Below are 16,917 nucleotides of genomic sequence, written 5' to 3' on the forward strand. Positions count from 1 at the left end.
TTACAGGTTTCAGAGGGACAAAACCTCTATCTGATTTCCGCCCAAAAGAATTAAGTATGAATCCACTCGGTCAATCGCATAGGCCTGTCTCAAGCTGGCAGCGTAGAGGGCCATTTGTTGCTGGTAACGTTCTCGTAATTGTTCCGGATGCTTGTATTTATCGGTCTTGTAATCAAACAGAACGATATGGTCCTCATAAAGGATGTAGCCGTCTATAATTCCACGCAGGACAAATTCCTCTTTAGAAGTTGCATCTTTTTGGATACTGGCAAAAGGTGCCTCTCGGTGTAGCTTGTCAGTATTGGACAAGATTTCCCGTCCCAAATCTGTATCAAAAAAGTCCAAAATCTTCTGAGTATCAATCCTGTCCTTGACAGCCTGATCAGCCTGCACACGGGCAAGAGCTTCTTTAACCGTATCCTCTGTCACCAGCCATGACAAATCAATAGCCTGCATGAGCTCATGGATGGCAGACCCAATATCAGCACCTGTCACCTGCTTGTGTTTAGTGAAATTCGGTAAGCTAAAGGAATGCTCTGTCTGTCTCGGTTCAATCACATCCAGGGCCTCATCAGATAAGACCGGCTCATAGAGTTTTTTAATCTGACTTGGCGTCCGCAAGGTCGGCAAATCAATAGCTGGCTTGTAGCGCTGATTGAGTTCTTCGACACCTTTTAGTTGCTTGATAGTATCTGAAATAGCTTTAGACTGTCGCTGGTCTTTGCCCCCAGGATTGGTCTGCTTGTCAGGCATTTCCAACTTATCCTCATCAGTAAATTCCAAATCAGTGTCTTGGATAAATCGCTTCTTGAAATGCAGGTCTTGGTCTGGAAAGGCCGCCTCAATGGCTAGCACCCAGTCTTGGAAAGAGGTCATGCTCTCTCTGCTGGCCCTTGCAAGAACGCCATCTTGACGCTTGCCATCGTAGCGAGTAGCTAATTTTTCCTGACTGCCCTTGCCCACTAGATAGAGCTTTTTCTCCGCACGGGTCATAGCCACATAGAGCAAGCGCATTTGCTCCGATAGGTTGGCAATTTTCAGCTCCTGGCCATTTATCTGATAGGGAAGGGTGTCCATTTGCACGCGCACATGCGGGAGCGGCGTATCAAACTGGTCTTTCATATCTGCGATAAACTGGATGCCCAGGCCATTTTCCCGACTGAGAATATAAGGCGCCCGACTTTCCATGGCATTGAACTTCTTGTCCATATTCATGAGAAAGACATACTGAAACTCCAAGCCCTTGGACTTATGGACCGTCATGAGCTGGACAGCATCCTTGGGAACAGCCACTTCTACCTCGGCCAGGTCATTGTCGCTGGCTAGAACCTTATCAATCATGCTGATGAAGCGTGACAAGCCCTTAAATCCTGTCTTTTCAAACTGATTGGCCCGCAAGCCCAGGGCATAAAGATTGGCCTGCCGCTTCTGACCATTGGGCAGAGCACCCACATAATCATAGTAAAAGCGGTCATTGAAAATCTTCCAAATCAGGTCGTGAATGGAATGAAGCTTGGCAAATTTTCTCCAGTCTGACAAGACGACATCAAACTTCTGAACTTTTTCCAGTAAATCCTGCTCAATCAAGTCTGCATTCTCCGATTGGCCCGATAGAGCCAGCTGAATCTTGTCGTAGAAAAATCCAGTCTCTGACTGGAGAGCCAGACGAGCCAACTGGTCCTCATCAAAAGCGAACATAGGGGATTTGAGCAGGGCTACCAGGGCATAATCATTGAGTGGCTGGTTAATGGTCCGCAGGGTGTCCAGCATGACCATGACCTCCAGCGACTTGAGATAGGAAGCCATACCACCATCCGCTACCAAGGGGATACCATGCTTTTCAAAACTGGTCAAGATAGCATCGTTGCGGGTCCGACTTGGCACCAGTAGCGTAATCTTTGAAAAAGCTACTCCTTCCTGCTTATGCAGGCGAATGATTTCCTTGGCCACCAGCTCCACCTCGCCAGCTGTTAAGGATTGCTCCTCCTGCTCCTCGTCAGATATATCCGTATTGTAAATCAAATACTCCATCTCATTATTGGGCAGGATGAGTTCTTGTTTCCCTTGCTCCTCACTACCAGCAACCAGGCTATGGGTCTCATCATACTTGATTTGCCCCACTTCCTTGTCCATGAGACGCGTGAAAATAGCATTGGTCGCATCGATGACCTCTACCCGGCTACGGAAATTTTCCTTGAGCAGGATCAGTTTGCCAGCCTCTGGATTGGCCTGGTAGAGCTCGAACTTATCTTGGAAAATCTGAGGATCCGCCTGACGGAAACGGTAGATGGACTGTTTGATATCTCCCACCATAAAGCGATTGTGTCCATTTGACAAGAGGTCCAGCATCCGCTCCTGGGTGTGGTTGTTATCCTGATACTCGTCCACCATGACCTCATGGTACTTTTCTTGGAAATGCTGGCGAATCTGCGTATTGCTTTCTAAAATACCGATGGCTAAATGGCTGATATCAGAAAACTCAAAAGCATTTTCCTGCATCTTGGCCTGCAAATATTGATAAGAGAAATCGCAAACAAATTCCTGCAAAATCCTCATAAGTGGCAAGACCTGGGGCTGGTAGGCAAAAATGGTCTCTAAAAACTGGAGATTCTGCAAGTGGGATTTGAGCTGCTTAAAGACAGGGTACTTGACCCCAGCCACTGTGACATCGCTGGACGAAGGGAGGATGTCCACTAATTTGCCAGTCAATTCCGGCAGGCGGCCCGCTTCCATATGCCTATCAAATTCCTGGGCCCATTCGCGCAGACTTTGGAAAATCAATTGGTGCTTCTTGTAGGCCGCCGTATCCTCTCCCTTGGCTGTTTTTTGCTTGTAATCCGGCAAATCAGTCAAGTCCTGCAAGTCATCAGCGGCCTGAAACATGGCTGCTAGCAAACCTGTTAGGCTAGAGCTAGGCAGGCTCTCCCAGTCCTTATAAACTTGATAGCCCTTGAGCAAATTTTGTCGCAGCCACTTGTCTGGTGCGCTAGTTGCTTGGCTAAAGTCATAGATCTGGTAGACCAATTCCCGAAAATTCTTATTATCCTTGCGGTTGCCGGAGAAATTCCGAACCAATTGCTCAAACGACTTGCCATCTTTTCCAGACAGATAATCTGCAAAGAGATCACCGAACACTTCATTTTTCAGCAAATCCTGCTCATTCTTATCTGTCATGATACGAAAATTGGGCGTCACGCCCAGCTCATAGCCATAGGTCGTGACCAATTTCTGGGTAAAAGAGTCCATGGTTCCGATATCCGCATTGCCCAATTCAGCCAATTGAGCCGTCAAATGCCTGCGGATGTCCTCATCCACCGTCTCTTTGATTTCCGTGTTGAGCCTTTTCTCAATCCGCTCCTTCAATTCACCGGCCGCCTTGACCGTGAAGGTGGAGATAAAGAGCTGGTCGATATGGACACCCCGTTTGAGCTTGTCCAAAATCCGCTCGACCATGACAAAGGTTTTTCCTGAGCCCGCTGATGCAGACACCAAAATATTCTGCCCATGGCTGTAAATGGCCTCAATCTGCTCTGGAGTTCGCTTCTGGTCTTTTTCGGAAGCCAATTCCTGGGCCTGAATCTCTTTGATTTCTTCTTCGGTTAAAAATGCTTGAAAGCTCACAATTGGCTCCCTCCTTTCATTCGCTCTAACCAGTCTTCTCGCCTACCACCCTTGACCAAGACACGAGCCTGGCTCAGATGCCGGTCTGCTTCAAATCCGGTAATGGCCTTGAGCTGGTCACCTGCAACGGAACGTCCATCTTCTGTATAGGGATTGATGGCAAATTCCCCCTCTAAAATGCGGCTGGCTGCCTGGCGGTACAATTTCTCATTATGGGCCATTAGAAGCCCTAATTCCTTGCGACTATACAGACTGGCCTTGGTCTTATGATAGAGCTGGTTGAGACGATTGCTCTCCTCTTCGATAAACAAGCCCTTATAAACCAAGGATTTGTATGCTTCAGCAAGTACCTGGTTCTGCCCCTTAGTATCGGCCAATTTGACAATGGGATCCAGCAAATGCAGATACATGGCCCCAAATACCTTATCTGTCTGCCCAGCATCCTTCATCTGACTAACGGCCGACAGATAGGTAATGAGCTGGGGACTAAGGCCATTGTAAAATCTGTCAATCTTAAAGCTATTGGCACTGGACTTGTAGTCAACCACACCCAAAGCCTGGTCTGATAGCAGCTGATCCAGGCGGTCAATCTTACCGATAATTTGTAGCTTACGACCACCTTCTAGTTCTAAATGGGCTTGCTCGTTCTGACCAAACACTGCTTCATTGGCCAAGACTTGCACAGGATTATCGCCTCGTAAAACGAGGGAACTTGCACGCGCTACGTCCAACAAAATTTGCTCCGAATAACGACTATCGGCATTCTCACCGTATAGGGCCTGGAAATCCTTTTCCTGACGGGTTGCTGCAATGGCCTGCTCCAACTTTTCATCGAAGAAGGCACTGCTGTGGTCCATGGTCACGCGCTCAAAAATCCGATGGAGGAAATTCCCATGGCTACGAGCATCCGGTCGAATAGAATCCTGCTCCTGCAAACGCAAGACATGCTTAATGAAAAAGAGGTATTCATTCTTGTAGAAGTCCGTCAAGCTAGACACCGACAACCTCAAAGGCTGGTCAACTGGATAGAGGGTCGCCAGAGTTTTCTTGGCCAGCTTCTGACTGAGCAATTGGCTGGAAATTGTCGGAATGGTAACGCCCTTTTGCCTTAACTTCTTATCAAGATAACGGACAGCCGCCGACCAAAAGTTCTTGATATCAGTATCCTCTTCTGTAGCCAATTCCTCAGGATTGAGCTGGATAACTTGGGACAGGAGACCATTAAAATGCCCGACATCCGTTGGCAGCAGGGTCTTCCTCCGACCTTTTTCAATGGATTTCACACCCAAGTCCGTCAATAGCTTCAGATAAGGAGAGACTAATTCCTGACCTTCATTGTACAATTGCGGAGCTGATAAGACCAGATGCTCAGTCGCCGAATGCAGCAAGGACATAAAGGTTGCATGGTTTTTCTTGCCATTTTCCCGACTAGGAATGTGGAACTGGGCTAGGGAGTCCGAACGTTCATTCATCCTGGCCTTCTCCTCGTCGGTCAAAATACCTGTATTCTTGGCAACTTTTGGGAAATTCGACTGGCTCAACCCCAGGGCATAGACATACTTGGCCGTATGCGGTTCAATCAAATCATAGGACTTGACAGACACTACATCCACCGTTGCTGGGACGGTCCGGTAATGACTAGATTGCATACCCGCCTTGAGTAGGGAAAGGAAATCCTCGACCGACAGGGTTTCCTTGGCAAACAAGTGTTGAAAAACTTCCAGAATATGGCAGAAAGCCTTCCAAACCTCTTCCTCTTTTTCAATTTGCAGCTGGTTCAGTCCCTCTGACAAGGCAGCCATATTTTCAGCCAAGTTGATGCGACGGGCAAACTCCATGAATTTTTCTAGAAGGGATTGGCCTGACTGCGGACGAGCCTTGAAAAACTGTGTCAGAGGTGCCATAATGCTCTCTCGTAGCTGGTTCAAAACCTCCAAATCATAATTCGCTCTGCTATTGACCGTAAAATCACGAGAAAACTTAGCCTGGCCCTTGAGATCCACAAAGGTAATATAAGCGTGGAAGCGGTCCAGTTGCCCCTGCTCCAACTGGCCATAGAGACCAGATTTCAGCAAGTTAATCAGGTCCTCCGCCCGAAAATTATAGCGTTTTAGACGCTCCAGGGACTCCACAAAATGCACCAGCGGATGGTGGCTCATTTCCTCAGCCCTGCCAAAATAGTGGGGGATTTCATATTTATCAAAAATCTTGCCAATCTGAAGTTGGTAGCTATCCACATCACCTAGCAGGACTAGGATATCCTTATAGCGAGTCCCCTCAAACAATCTTTTACGAATGGAACGAGCAACCGCTTCAACCTCCTCCTTTTGATTGGTAGCCTCCCAGATTTCAATGGCTGACAAATCCTCTTCAGTCAGCTCATAGGCAGGTTTGGAATAATCAAACTGGCTTTCAATATTTTTGGATAGTTTTGCAAGGGATGGCCTCGTAACATCGCCATCATTCCTTGTCAACTTGCCTTGATCAACTCCGTCCATGAAAATGGGCTTGGTCTGGTAGCTAAAAGCCAAGTGACGGAGAAATTCAACACTGGCTTGAAAAACATTCCCCTCAAGATGAGTTGCCTGGTAGGCTTTTTTGCTGGCATAGCTGGCAATGTGTATTTCCGCTACACGCCCATGAAGGCTGGCAATTAGGGCTTCCTCTTCAGCTGAAAAACGCGTAAAACCGTCCACAATCAGGACCACCTGGCTGAGCTGGTCATCCAATTGACCTGACTCTACTTTCCGTCTGAATTGCGCCAACTTGGTCTCATTTTCATAATCCTCGTCCATGAGAACGTCCTGCAAGGCTGACAAAATCTTGATAATATCTGCCTGCTTGGCAGAAGTCTCCAGATTTTCCAAGGCAGAAATGGGCATGTTGGAGGTTTGCAATTCCTTGTAAAGATTGACCACCTGCTCAATAAATGCCGGGTCCTTCTTCAAGCGGCCATAGACCTGCAAATCACCATCTTCAAACTGTGCTAATACTCGATAGACTATCATGGACAAGCCCAAATCATCCAACGCTTTTTTGCTGTTCTCTTCATGGTAGATAAAATAACGGGCCATTTGCGCAAAGCGGGTCACCAGGATTGATAAACTAGCCTTTCTCGGCAGGTAGGATAGGACCTTTTTTTCCTTTTCAAAGGACAAGGAGTTGGGCGCAATGTAAAATACCCGTTGAACCCGCTGGGACTCTTCCAGTGCTAAAGCAGTCAACTTCTTGGTAATATCATTGCTGATGTCTGAATAATATAACTTCATGGTTTCCTCACACAATTCTGGCGTCTATGAACTGTTCTTTATAATCTGGACTCACAAGTAAGGTACATTTAGGTAAGCGATAATTTTTTGATAATTAGGACCGTTTTTTGAAGGAATACTGACTGTATTTCTAAAAAACTAACGATGAGTAGTAGAAAACTAGCCTTAGCTAAAAGTGCCGAACTGTGCGTACAGGTTCTTTTTCCATTATACCAAAAAAGCCCACCTCAAGGGTGGGCAAGGGCATCGTTTCCGATGAGGTTAGAAGGTTCACAGCATCTAACCAAGGTCCGCTCCTGCGTTTCAATTAAGAACCTATATTCATAAGTAAGGTACATTTATATAAGAGATAGTTTTTTGATAATCAAGGCAGTTTTTTGAAGGAATACTGACTGTATTTCTAAAAAAACTAACGATGAGTAGTAAGAAACTAGCCTTAGATACATATGCCGAGATGTGAATATAGGTTCTACATGAAGACCTCCCTAGCGTCGAATGTGACAAAGTCACTACTCGGCTCATCGCATGAATCTATTCTACCATAATCTCAAGGATTTGCAAGCCTGATTACTCCATTCGTTCTTGAATGGTTACTTGTACTCTATCACCAGCCTGTTTTCCAATAGCTGCTCGAATAGCCTTTTGAACGCCAATAATGTAACAGATATTGCCTGCTTCATCCTTAACTCCCATATTGACAATGGAGCCATCATAGGGATGACCATCAAATCTGGCATGTACTTTTACCCTCCCCTTGTCAAACTCTTCTCGTATATCATAGGGAAAGATGACATAGGCTCCGCCCTTATCTGGAACAGGGTGGATAGTTGCTTCAAATTCATATACTTTAGACAAGATTCCTCCTAAATGTACTTACTAGCTTCACGAATGGATAATCCTGCCATTTGGGAACTGTACTTTTTTAGAAAAGCCCGTACCCAGTCAGGATTGGTCTTGGAATAATCTCGCAAACTCCAGCCAATCGCCTTGTTAATGAAAAATTCAATCTGATTGAGATTGTTGACCAAAATCTTCTCAAGAAGTTCCGTATCCGTCTTTTCTTTTTGGAGAAGCTGGTGGTCAATGGCAATCCGTCTCAACCAGAAATCATCATCCAAACTCCATTCCAAGATTGTCTGCTTGGCCTCTGGATTGTCCAAAACAATCTTACCGACTAGTTTATCTAATCCATCAATACTATCCCACCAAGACTTACTTTGAGCCAGTTTTTTCAAACGGGGTAAATCAGCTAGAACCAAGTCTTTTTTCTTGGTAACCAGATAATCAATGGCGATATATTGAAATTCACGGTAGGGCTTAGACCAGCAAGCCTCAACAAATTCCCAGTCAATTCCCTGAGCCTTAGATTCTTTGAAAAATTGCCTAGCAACTTTTCGGCGGTCAGGAGTTCGCACACCCAGAAAGTCAAAATTGTTTTTCATATAAGTCTTCATAGGCTGGGCCTGACTGGCATCCGCCACAGCCAACAAACGTTTTTCTAATTCGTCAATCTTCATTTTGCTTACCTACAAGAGATTTCTGAAGCCAGACAATATCGTGCCAGGTATCAAATTTATAACCAACGTTTTTGAAATGTGCTACCTGTTCATACCCTCTCTTCTTATGAAGAGCAAGCGAAGCTGGATTAGGAAGAGCAATGCAGGCTAAAAAATTTTTAAAGCCACGCGCCGTCAATTCTTCTTCCAAGGCATCATACAAGAGACTTCCGATTCCTTTTCCACGTGCCTTTCTACTGACATAAACAGACAACTCAACTGTCCAATCGTAAGCAGCACGGGCATAGTAGGTCGATGCATACGCATATCCCACAACCCGACCTTCTTCTTCTGCGACAAGATAGGGAAATTTCTCCAAGGTCTTTTTTATCCGACTAACAAAGTCTGCCACAGTCGGCACTTCTGTCTCAAAAGTAATGGCTGTAGTTTCAACATAAGGAGCGTAGATAGCCACCAAATCTGCAGCATCCTCTATCTGTGCTGACCGAATGTTTATCATCTAGTTCTCCAACAATTCTCTGTCATAAATAGTATAGTCACAACGGTAGATAATCAAACGCTTACCATCAATCAAGAGCTCAGATGTTTTTGGCGCATCAGAAGCATAAAGGGATACCTTATCACCAACATAGGTCGCTAATGGTGTTCCATTTTGCGAACGAATCAAAACCACCTTTGCCTTACCTGTAAAATCATTTTTGAGACTAGATACCATACGGTTAACAAGCGGAATTGCACGATCGTAATTTGCAATATCTACTGTGGTCTGATACTTCGCATACAAGTCTTCCAAACCTTCTTCTGCTGCAATCAAAGATGAGCCTACGTGGTCAATTTCATAATTACCTAGTGTCACCTTCAAAACAGACGAATCCGCATTAGAAAAGCCTTCAGCATCCACTGAGTCGAATTCTTCATTCCGCGAAATCGATAAGGACTTACCAGACATTTCATCTATTAGCTGAGAATTCTCATCAAATGTCCGAACTGTCATTTCCAAGCCAATCCATTCTTCCTTGGTATTTTTCCACCAATTTGAAATCGACTGACAGGCTGATAAAGTAAACAAACTTGCGACTAAGACGGCACTGAGTGCTATTTTTTTATTCCATTTCATATAAAACCTCCAATGGTTGATACCTTATTGTACCATGAAAATCAGTAATGTAATATCTGAGAAACCTTTTCAAGCACAGCTTACTCTTTTTCGCTTAATAATTCGCTCACTCAAAATGAGCGAATTATCTTCTAATGTTTCTGATTAGTTCATTTCAAAGTAAGACTTCCAAATTATCTTTCCTTATCTTACCAGCAAATAGCTAAACCAAAAAAGTACAAAACATTATCATTCACAACAAATTGAAATCATATCATTTCAATTTGAAAACATATCAAAACAATCATTTCATTGTAAAAACAATTTTTAAATAAGCAAAACAAACTGAATTGTTATTTTTAAACATTTATATCTTTGTATTTCGATGCAATTTCTTAAAAATAAAATTTTATTATAGGTAACTGTGCTGTTTTGACAAGTTTTAAAAAATTTTTTAAATAATTCTATTTTTTTCTACTTATTTACGAATATATAGATGACCGGAAAAAAAGATAGTGAGGTACACAAATGAAAATCCGAATTCCATTATATGCACAACATCTGAATCAAGCAGAATTTACACAACTCATCACCACTAGTGTTGATACCTTGAAACAATATAGTTCAGCCACTAATGACCCCATGGTAACGGACTTAGTCAAACAGCTTGAAGAATCCTTGCCCCTACTGAAAAAAAGTCTCAAACAAAAACGTGGCTCAGACATGACGAGTGACTTAAACAAGGCCATAAAGAATCGAAAGGCTGACTACTCTGCCTTCGTCAACGGACTCAAACTCTTTAAAAATACTCGGACACCAGAGAAATTGCAAGCCTATAACCGACTACAAGAACTCATCAAACTATACAAAAATAAAAGGTCTACCAATATGCAAGAATCATCTGCTTTAATTGATTCTTTGCTAGCCCGATTGGCGAAGCCACCCTACTCAGAAGATATTAGCCTACTGATGTTAGATGAAGCTGTTGCCAATCTCCGTGAAAGCCATGAAAGCACTTATCGTCTCTATCTGAAAAGAAGTCAGGACACCAGCACTCGTGAAAAGATAAACAGCTTGGAAGTCCGTAAAAAAGCCTTCAATCTGTACACCCTCCTTTATAGTCACTTGGTCAATAAAATAAGCTATGACCCAACGGCACCAGAGAAAGTTATCCTGCAAGTCTTAAATGATATTCGCCAAGATTTTTCAGAAAGAACACGACAGAAAGATCAAACAGGAACAAGTACTGCTTCCATAAACATCGTGACAAGTCTACCACAAGGAAAAGAGTTGGAGACAAGATAGAAAAAATTCCTCCTAGTCGTTTGATTAGGGGGATTTTTTCTATGTTAGCTAGTCACTTAAATATTGACTACTCAACTTTAACCTGTCCATTCATGAGCATTGGCAAGAGCCAATCACGGAGTTGGGTCAGTTCTTGGTTTTGTTTTAATTTATTTTCAATCATATCTAAAAGACTGCTAACTTGATTTGAAAACTTTTTCTGAATTTCTTCGTTCGGAATAGCAATACGAATATCTGAAAGTGTAGTTTGAGAAATGTTTTTCATTATCGTTCCAGCTGATTGATTCGACATTAACAATTCAATATTCTTCAGATGATAGAACACATAATAAAATAGATTCATGTTGGATACAGTTGCACCTATAATAAAACCTGAGTATATTGTATTTGGTTGAATGTCAGAGACTATCCTAGTCGCCCCAGGGATTCCACTGCGCGTTATCAGAATTGTTCTATCATCAACAAGATAGCTTTCAATACGTTTTCTATCTAAAGTAATCGAGTCCAAATCATAAGTAGTAACAAAAGTACTAGAATTTGAAATGTTTCGTACGTTTATAATTTTTGAAAGTGTGTCCCCTGTCTCAGATTTTTCATAGTTGATTCCATTTCGAAATTCGCATTTCTCCCCCAATCGCTCCACTCCCCACCCTTCTGGTATTTCTCGTTTGAGTTGGTCATTATAGACCATTTTACCACCGGAGGACTTGTAGGGCTTACCATTTTCATCAGGGAAATCAAACTGCACAAACCAATAATCATACAGCGTCTTAGCCATCGCCTCCAACTCTTCGTTTATTTGGTTATTCAGAGTGATTTTTTGGTTAAGTTTATAAAGGAAATCACCAATTCTAACTTGTTCATCATAATCAGGTAGATAGACTTCTAAATATGAAAACATTGACTCATTGAAACTCGCTCTTAAAGTCATAGTTGTATGATTTATGATCGTTTTCCTAAAATAAGAACTTCGTAGATAGAATGCAATAAATTTCGGATATACTTTAATCTTATTTTTGGGTCTTAATCTTTTTAAAAATCCACTATATGTAGCAAATGGATAATTATTAAGAGCTACGGATGATAAGGCTAGCTCATCTAAAGTTTCACTCGTTCTAGTTAGAAAAACATCTCCTTCAATTATTGAAAATCTTTCATGTTCCTCTTTTGTAGTTAACATTAAATCTTTTAAATTCTCTGGAATAAAGTAATTATTAAATACAGTTGAGAATGAAAGAAATGGTGAACCTTGGCCAGCTTGAGATTTTGACGAGGAAATTCCCGAACTCATTGTGTATATTTCTGATAATTTATATTTTTTCCACTCACTCATACCTCACCCTCCTCAACTGCTTCTCAATTTCCTTTTCCAATTCATGCGATTGGGCAAAGAGATTGGCTAGGCGGTCTTGGTAGCCCTGCATTTTTTCTTCAAATTCTTCTGGGCTGATATCGACGTAGTCAATCTTGATGTCAAAGTACTGACCTGCACTGAGGGAGTAGTTCTTATCCGTAATCTCCTCATAGCTGACCTTGACAGAGAAGTCTTCGACAACTTCTTTGTTAATAAAGGTCTGAATGATTTGGCTTTCTTCATCAGGGCTAAGGACTGTCTTTTGGTTCTTGCCTTCCTTGACCTTGGTCCCAAGATTAGAAGCGTCAATCAAGACCACATCGTCCTTATTCTTCTTATCAATAAAGAGGATAGAGACATTGGTCCCTGTGGTCGCAAAGATATTGGACGGCATGGACACAACACCTGCCAACATCTTCTCATCGACCAGGTGTTGACGGATTTTCTTGTCAATACCTGACTGCGCAGTGATAAATCCTGTCGGCAAGACAATGGCCGCCTGTCCATCTTCCTTCAAACTATGGATGATGTGCTGGATAAAGAGTTGGTAGATAGCCATACTCTCTTTTTTCTTGTTGGGAATCTTTGGCACGCCTGCAAAGAAGCGTTCACTGCTATTTGGCAGGCTTTCTACCTGATCTCGCCACTCAGAAAAATCTAGTTTGAAAGGAGGATTGGATACGATATAGTCCATCTTCTCCACATGACGATTGTTGAGGATGGTATTTCCCTGTACAATATTGTGAATGGAATGCTGCAAGCCATTGAGAATCAAGTTGAGTCGCAAGAGATTGGAGGATTTTTGAGAAATGTCCTGACTGTATACGCTGGTACGGTCGGTTCCAATCTGACTGGCCAGGTTCATCAAGAGAGTCCCCGAACCAGCAGAAGGATCGTAAATTTTGACGTTACTTGGTTGGTCATTTCCCACCAAAATAGCCGCAATGATTTTGGCAACAGAGTGAGGTGTGTAGTATTCCGCATACTTTCCACCACCGTCTTTGTTATAGTCCTTAATCATGTACTCAAACAAGGTGGAGAAAAAGTCAAAGCCCTGTGAAAAAATCTGCTGGTCAAACTTAACACGCGCCAAGAGATTGATAATAGAAGCTGCCACTTCATTTCGCTTGCTGGCATCAGAAATGGTATCCGTAATCAAGCGTTGATCAAAGAGGCGAATATCCGTTCCACCGTCCGTATGGACAGAGAAAATAGCATTGTTGTCAATGGCGATCTGATTAAGCGTTTGTTCAAAAATCTCAGCAAAATCTGCTTGGTTCTGTTGACGGTGTAGGCTTTCAATCAGCTGTTCTGGTCTTAAATGAGCCGTCTTTGTGCCAATATCATCTAAGAACCAGTCATAATCCTCTTCAGAAAGGTCCAAAAGACCTTGATAATCATAGTTATTGTCAACGACTAAGGCTTCGTAGAGAAACTTATCATTTAAAAACTTATATAGGAAGGACTGGGTCAGAAGTTTGTACTCCCCTGCCTCTCCTCCCAGTCCTGCATGTGTAAAGACTGCTTTTAGGTCATCCACCAAGTCTTGGACTTGACTCTGGACCTGTACGATGTAATGTTCTTCCATTTATTTTCTATTCTCCTTCATAGACTTCCATCAGGGAGCGAATCAGCTTGTCATAGTCAACCCGTTTGAGTTGTTTGCCCACTTCTGTTTTCTTCATTTCCTCACGGGCCAGTCGCTTGATCTCCCCTTCCAAATAGGCTTCGTTGTCAAGGATTCCTTGGTTGAGTCCGATTTGATAGTCAATCAAAGGCTTGGCACCTTTTAATACTTGATAAATTGCTGGATAATCACTCACTACTGTGGATTGGGTAACTCGTTTAAAAGTACGGGCTGACATGCTATCTCCACCAAAGTTCATAGCCAAACGATTCATCCGTGATTTGTAATCCTCTACAGAGTCGAACAAGCTTTGGTAGGCCTGTTTGGTCTCCTTGATACGTTCCAAGCTGTATCCTTCAACTTCCTGTGTCATGTGTTTGTTTAGAACACGTTGGAACTCTTCAAATAGGCTCACCCACTCTGGATCTTTCTCGTCCCTACGTAGATTGATACCACTGGCCACACGACGACGGATGTCATCAAGATCATTGGCCGCAAGGCGCAACTCCTCTTCTTTGATCTTTATAAAGCTAAAGCTAGTTTCAGACATGGCAAGATTTAAGAGTTGTTGGCTGGAAAAACTATCTGGTTTATCAATCAAACTCAAGGTCAATAGTCGGCGAGATAACATATTCAAAAGGCTGGCTATTTCTCCCATGTTGACCTGCTCGATGACTTCATGATAGCCGTGTAGGCGTGCCATATTGTAGTACTGCCGAATGGTCTCAAGCGACTTCCTCAGTTGGATTAATTCCTTCCTATCCTTCACTTGGTCAATTGCTTTTTCAAAATATTCCAAGTTATCTGTTGGATAGTTCATCAAAACCCCTTGCGATTTTTCTAACTGGTCTTTGACTTCTTCTGGTGTGACAAATATAGCTCCAAACGGATTTTCCCCATCCTCATCAGTTAAAGCTGATTGGTATTCGCGATTGAGTTCTTCCAAGTAGGCTTTATTAGTCTTGTCGAATTCTTTAGAAATATCCGCAAAATCGATGACATAGCCAAATGTATAGTCCTTGTATGGACGATTGACACGGGTCAGGGTCTGCAAGAGGTTATGAGCCTTGATTTTCCGTCCAAGATAGAGTCGTTTCAAACGTGGTGCATCAAAACCTGTCAAGAGCATAGAGTAGACGATAACAAAGTCAGTTTGACCTTTCTTAAACTTTTCTACTTCTTCTTTCTTGTAATCCTTATCTCCTGCATCATGCAAAATCAAGGTAGAGGTGAAACTCGTATGACCTGCTAGTCGCCGTTCTTCTAATTGCTTGTGCAATTCCCGAGCTTGTTCGGAAGAATCACAGACAATCATTCCTCCAATGGATTGATCATCAAACAGTATATTTCGTGCTCTTGTAAAATCTTCTAAAATGAAATCCAACATAGGACTGACATAACGAGGATGAGCAAAAATTTCTTTTTTATCAATCGAACCTTTTTGAATCTCTTCATGTATGGCTTTCAGGTTCTCTTTATAGGATGTTTCGATATCCTCACGCATTAGTCTCAGCGTAAAACCATCCGCAATGGATTGATTATAGTAGTATTTATGGATATAGTCTCCAAAAATATCACGAGTGGTTATAGCCGTTTCCTTGGATTTACCATCTGCTTTCGGAGCAATCAATGGAGTACCTGTCAGCGCAATCTTGATAGCTTGCTTATCAGCATTATACAGATTTGGTAGATAGGACCCTTTTTCATTGTAAGAACGGTGAGCTTCATCGATGAAGTAGATGTTTTGGTGATTCAAGTCATAGCCAGAATGGTCCGTCAAGTCTGATGTATCCTTAAATTTTTGAATATTAACTACCGAAACGTGACACTTGGCTGGGACTTGATTTAACTCACTGGGCTTGTTTATTCGATTAACTGTTAGGCCACGTTTGCTAAATTCTTTAAAAGCCTGATCAGCCAAATCCAACCGATCTACCACAAAATAAAAACTTGGCACCATACCCTTATCAGCATAATAGTCACGTAAATAGCGAATATTGAAGTAAGCAAGAGCTGTTTTACCGGAGCCTTGTGTGTGCCAAATGACACCTTTCTTCAAACCATTTTTCAAGCCTCTTTCAATTGCCTTGGTCGCAAAATATTGGGGATAACGCATGGCGTGTTTTTGTAGTTGAATCTGGTCATGCTCATCTCGTTCTTCCACATAGACTAGACCATAGCGGAGAATGAAAAAGAGCCGTTCTTTCTGATAAAGGGAAGTTAAAAAGGAATTGCAAGGACTTGCAGGATCCAAGTTGGTTCGGAATTCAACTTGCGACTTGAGGGCAAAACGATTAACATCTGTAAGAACCAAATCAATCATTTCTTCTTCCAATGGAGATAGAACTAATTGCTCTGGTTCTTCTTCCTTGAATGAGTTAAATTTGGTACCAGATGAAGCATTGGTGCAGTAATAAGAACCTTGTAACTGTTGTCCTTGGCTATCATCATAGGGAAGATTGTCTGAAAAAGCAATCAACTGTGTGATATTGTTAAACCGTCTGAACTTTTTATTTTCAAATCGAAACTTGGTCCGATCCTTTTCAGACTGAATACCTGTCTTCCCATCTCGAATGGCATTTGGTTGTTTGACTTCTATATAACTAAGTGGCAAACCATTTATAAATATCGTAATATCTGGCCGGAACTCGTCCTCACCATTTTGACAAGTGACTTCCAAAGCTATATGAAATGTATTTGCCTCAAGATTCTTCCAATTGATATAGGTATAGCCAGAATCAGCATGAATACGTTTGAAGAAACTTCGTCCCAAATCATCTTGTTCTAATTCTAGGCGAATATTTTCAAATTCTTGTTCAAAATCAGCTTCACTTGCATAATTGTTCAATTTAAGGAACTGTTGTTTAAAAATGGATAGTAAGATATTTGTATCCGGATCTCGTTCTTTAATTTCTTTACTAGTAGCCGAAAGATAGTCATAACCGAGTCTGGTCAAATGTAAAGCAGCAGGTATTTGCACCCTCGTAAACTCATTGTGTTCCTTTCTTATCATACATGCTCTCCTAGTCTATTCTTACCATTCATTATACCATATTTGCAAGTGCTTACCGACAAAAAACCGCCCATTACGGACGGTCACGGTTCATCAAAGAAAAATGGTCACTCGA

Annotated in this window: 10 protein-coding genes; 1 reads left to right on the forward strand and 9 read right to left on the reverse strand. The window is 42.4% G+C overall.

The window, feature by feature from the left end; translation table 11 throughout:
* Window positions 1-9: 9 nt before the first annotated feature.
* From addA to NQZ91_02985, 6 genes are all read right to left on the reverse strand, one after another.
* A complete protein-coding gene (addA, locus tag NQZ91_02960; GenBank protein ID UUM58344.1) occupies window positions 10-3,621 on the reverse strand; it encodes a helicase-exonuclease AddAB subunit AddA in 3,612 nt (1,203 codons plus the stop codon).
* Window positions 3,618-6,890 (reverse strand): ATP-dependent nuclease subunit B, encoded by a 3,273-nt coding sequence (gene rexB / locus NQZ91_02965; protein ID UUM58345.1) that lies wholly within the window; start codon window positions 6,888-6,890, stop codon window positions 3,618-3,620. Before rexB ends, addA begins: the two co-directional genes overlap by 4 nt.
* A 567-nt stretch (window positions 6,891-7,457) precedes the next feature.
* Window positions 7,458-7,745 carry a DUF1905 domain-containing protein gene (locus NQZ91_02970; protein ID UUM58346.1) on the reverse strand — a complete coding sequence of 96 codons (288 nt, stop codon included), beginning with the start codon at window positions 7,743-7,745 and terminating at the stop codon, window positions 7,458-7,460.
* 8 nt (window positions 7,746-7,753) lie between these two features.
* Window positions 7,754-8,407 (reverse strand): DNA alkylation repair protein, encoded by a 654-nt coding sequence (locus NQZ91_02975; protein ID UUM58347.1) that lies wholly within the window; start codon window positions 8,405-8,407, stop codon window positions 7,754-7,756.
* Window positions 8,397-8,906 carry a GNAT family N-acetyltransferase gene (locus NQZ91_02980; protein ID UUM58348.1) on the reverse strand — a complete coding sequence of 170 codons (510 nt, stop codon included), beginning with the start codon at window positions 8,904-8,906 and terminating at the stop codon, window positions 8,397-8,399. Before NQZ91_02980 ends, NQZ91_02975 begins: the two co-directional genes overlap by 11 nt.
* Window positions 8,907-9,524 (reverse strand): DUF5052 family protein, encoded by a 618-nt coding sequence (locus NQZ91_02985; protein UUM58349.1) that lies wholly within the window; start codon window positions 9,522-9,524, stop codon window positions 8,907-8,909. It abuts the gene before it with no gap.
* 507 nt (window positions 9,525-10,031) lie between these two features.
* On the opposite strand from NQZ91_02985, the gene NQZ91_02990 reads away from it, so the two are divergent.
* The gene (locus tag NQZ91_02990; GenBank protein ID UUM58350.1) at window positions 10,032-10,808 is read left to right on the forward strand and encodes a DUF6261 family protein; all 777 of its coding nucleotides are present in this window, start codon (window positions 10,032-10,034) and stop codon (window positions 10,806-10,808) included.
* Window positions 10,809-10,875: 67 nt separating this feature from the next.
* Here the strand turns inward: NQZ91_02990 and NQZ91_02995 are convergent, their stop codons facing one another.
* Genes NQZ91_02995 through NQZ91_03005 form a run of 3 tightly spaced genes read right to left on the reverse strand, consistent with a single transcriptional unit; the run spans window position 10,876 to window position 16,802 of the window.
* The gene (locus NQZ91_02995; GenBank protein ID UUM58351.1) at window positions 10,876-12,141 is read right to left on the reverse strand and encodes a restriction endonuclease subunit S; all 1,266 of its coding nucleotides are present in this window, start codon (window positions 12,139-12,141) and stop codon (window positions 10,876-10,878) included.
* Entirely contained in the window at window positions 12,134-13,750 is a 1,617-nt protein-coding gene (locus tag NQZ91_03000; GenBank protein UUM58352.1) for a type I restriction-modification system subunit M, read from the reverse strand. Before NQZ91_03000 ends, NQZ91_02995 begins: the two co-directional genes overlap by 8 nt.
* A 7-nt stretch (window positions 13,751-13,757) precedes the next feature.
* The gene (locus NQZ91_03005; GenBank protein UUM58353.1) at window positions 13,758-16,802 is read right to left on the reverse strand and encodes a type I restriction endonuclease; all 3,045 of its coding nucleotides are present in this window, start codon (window positions 16,800-16,802) and stop codon (window positions 13,758-13,760) included.
* Between the last annotated feature and the right edge of the window lie 115 nt (window positions 16,803-16,917).

This window comes from Streptococcus suis (assembly GCA_024583055.1).
Taxonomy (GTDB): domain Bacteria; phylum Bacillota; class Bacilli; order Lactobacillales; family Streptococcaceae; genus Streptococcus; species Streptococcus suis_V.